The sequence below is a fragment of the Synechocystis sp. PCC 7339 genome (genome assembly GCF_019924095.1).
GTDB lineage: Bacteria > Cyanobacteriota > Cyanobacteriia > Cyanobacteriales > Microcystaceae > Synechocystis.
Genome location: NZ_CP063661.1, coordinates 1 through 2832 on the forward strand (window position 1 = coordinate 1; position 2832 = coordinate 2832).

Below are 2832 nucleotides of genomic sequence, written 5' to 3' on the forward strand. Positions count from 1 at the left end.
ACCTTAGGTTTCCGGTCACTGAAAGATGGTTTTTTAGCGGCTCAGAGCGTCTCACTTTGCACTAATTAGCCTGACTAATAAGACTTCCCCTGAGTAGGGGACTTGAACATAAATCTTGGACTTTCTTTCCTTTCCGGCCCATTAAGGGAGGGTTGCCTTATCAGGACTTAGCTTCCTCCCAGGCTGGTTCTTTTCTAGCCGTGCATTCTACTAGGGAAGGGCAAACCCCACAGAACAACTTAATCTTAGCAATTATCCCTAGGGTTGGCAACATAATTCCCTACATTGGTGGTTTGTGAGAAATAGCGACTATAGACAAGGTAACGGGGTTTGGTCTGTAGGAAGCGGTGCGTTTTTCTTTGCCCTTTTTACTCGCACAGCTAGGGTCTGTTCCTGTTGACGTACTGCATTAGTTAACAGTTTTAGTCGGCAGTTACTTATCCCTAGATTGCATTGACTTTTGTACCTAACTTTGGGGCAGATAATTTGACTGGTATGCATGGTAATTTCCCCCATTGGCTTGAGGGCGACTAGAACAGAGTTACAGATTTTATACTAGGCAGTACCAAAGGCGACAGCTATCCGCCTTGGGTCTGTGGGATTGTAGTCTGGGGCAAACCTAAAAACCCAGCCTAACAACCTTTCAACCCCATTAATCTCTTTGGTGATTGCCCTGGCATACTGTACTATGCCAAGGGATATTAGGTCTTCCATTTGAGTAAGGGCCGCCTCAACCATGGCAGAGTCAAGCTCACCGATTAAGCCCTTGAGAATCGTTCTCAAACCTTTTGTACAATGCCACCAATGGGTAGGCAAGTCTGTACGGTCTGGCTGTTGGTCAAGGAATTTCTTAACGTCTTTTCCGCCTTTGCTCATGTACTTACCCAAGTATCCTTCAGCACTTTTCTTAACATGCTTTACCTCAACCCTTGGGTTTAATTCGTCAGGGTTAACGACCTCTCCAGTAATTCTTTCTACTTCATTGGCAAGGATACGAGCGAAAATAGCCTGCATTCTGCCATGGGAAATGTAGTGGGCTGGCTTCCTTTTTCCGGTCTTTGTTTTTGCCCCTTTCATATAGGTTTTGCCATCCCAAGCAACAAAACAGGCATGGAGATGGGGGATAGGGTAACCAACCTCCTCAGAGCGCTCGGTCTGAATTTCCGTTACTGCGATTACATGGGCCGGGGCTCCCTGCCTTTCCAGTTCCCGGTGTAATTCCTGGTTAAACTTCCTTACAATCTCTGCCCATTGCTCACACCAAACAGCCAGATAATCGGGATGGCTTGGCAAAGTCAAAGTTAGGAAGCCTAATCGTTGCCGTCCATAGGCTTTTTGCAAACAGTGGGCACCGCTTCGGACGCTCTTAGTTCCATACGATGTTATTCCCGCTTTCCCCTTCCGTTCTCGTTTCGCCCTGGCACTTTGGCTATGGTTCTCAGTTTCATACTCCCAGCCCGTTAAGTCTGTGGCGGTGAACGTTGGGCGATCGCCAACATCCTGCTTTGCAAGCAGGTATTCTTCATGGCGGTCTAAGCCAATTTCTTTTAGGTATTCCTTGGCCCCTTCCTGGCCCAGGCCCAACCCTTGATAATTCCGTTGGCAATAGTCGAGGGTCTGTAAATAATCCCTATGGTTATGCCAATCCCGGTCATATTGCTTTTCTTTGGCGGTCTTTTCCCGTCTCTTTTGCGGTATCCACCCTATGGTGCATTCTCCGTTGGGATACTGCTTCCCTGACCATTTTCCAAGGTACGGGCCACGCTAATAAGGGTCGGTTTCCGGTTCTCTCTGGGGAAACTGGACTAAGTTGGACTGCGGAACTGGCAGATTTTTGGCTAACATGGGGATAGTTTTATATGAGTTTTCGGGTCAAGTAACTGTCGTAAGTTTGCTGACCCGCTTTCCATTTTAAGCGCTTTATATGAGCTTTCGGTGTGGGAGAGCCTGGCTTAAGTTTCAGGTGCCAGACCGCTTCCCACTCCCTCAACCTAGCACAACAATTGTTAGTTTGGGGGCTTATTTTTTCCCCTTTCATATCCCCCCTGGGGGGATGCGTTTCCCTTTCCCTGTAAGGGTTTTGGATTTAGTTACTATCAGCTTGCTAAGCTGTTTTAATATTAAGTGCGTTCTCATGTCTGTACTTTTTCTAATATGGGCTAAGTGCTACAAATAGGGCTAATTAGCATCAGTAACTAGATGATGGGGGAAGGCAGAGGATTGTGGTTCCTCCACTCATCACCCTAGTCCCACTGACTAACATCCCATCTACTAACGTCCAATCAGTGGCAAAGCAAAGCCCTCCCCCATTGCTAGGGAAGGGACTTACGCACAGACTCGATTAGGTCGGTAGCGGCTTGTAATTTTGCGGGGATGCCTGCGGCATGGTAGCAACAGAGCAACAGGCTAACCCTTGGGTCGAGCTGAAGACTGGCTTCTATTTGTAGCGTCTCAATAATCTCTAGGAGCAGTTGGTGCTTAGCTATTTCTGAAATGAAGTCCTGAGCGTCGAGTAAATCTCCCTTGCGGCAACTTGAAACGGGTTGCCTGGGTGTAGCGGAGCTATTCATAATGATTGAGCCTCAATTCTAGGAAGTTTAGAGTTTGGGGAAGTCGTCCTGGGTCGTGTTGTCAGCACGATGCCGGGGCGCATTGATAAGCATTTTATCAGGCAGTCTGGCACATCACCACGGATAGCCAGAGCACGGGCCCTAAGTTGTTATATCGTCCAATTTCACAGAAACCCCCGGGGTTCTCGGTAGCTGAAAGATGGTTATTGATAGCCCAGAGGGTACTAACCCATTTTTTGCTATATCGACGTAAAAGCCAGAA

The 2832-nt window shown here is 47.6% G+C and carries 3 protein-coding genes; 1 reads left to right on the plus strand and 2 read right to left on the minus strand.

Annotated features, from left to right (window positions below; all coding sequences use genetic code 11):
- Positions 1-555: 555 nt before the first annotated feature.
- Complete coding sequence (locus IQE94_RS18525; protein ID WP_223343456.1) at positions 556-1077, minus strand: hypothetical protein; 522 nt, start codon at positions 1075-1077, stop codon at positions 556-558.
- Positions 1078-1481: 404 nt separating this feature from the next.
- Here IQE94_RS18525 and IQE94_RS18530 point away from each other — a divergent pair, with 404 nt between their 5' ends.
- On the plus strand, positions 1482-1853 hold the full coding sequence (locus IQE94_RS18530; protein ID WP_223343452.1) for a hypothetical protein: 372 nt from the start codon (positions 1482-1484) through the stop codon (positions 1851-1853).
- 459 nt (positions 1854-2312) lie between these two features.
- Here IQE94_RS18530 and IQE94_RS18535 read toward each other — a convergent pair whose 3' ends face one another.
- A complete protein-coding gene (locus IQE94_RS18535; RefSeq protein WP_223343454.1) occupies positions 2313-2570 on the minus strand; it encodes a hypothetical protein in 258 nt (85 codons plus the stop codon).
- Positions 2571-2832 lie beyond the last annotated feature (262 nt).

What these genes read in the sequence shown, in the direction of transcription:
- IQE94_RS18525 (WP_223343456.1), bottom strand. Translation starts at nt 1,077, where the DNA reads ATGAAAGGGGCAAAAACAAAGACCGGAAAAAGGAAGCCAGCCCACTAC.
- IQE94_RS18535 (WP_223343454.1), bottom strand. Translation starts at nt 2,570, where the DNA reads ATGAATAGCTCCGCTACACCCAGGCAACCCGTTTCAAGTTGCCGCAAG.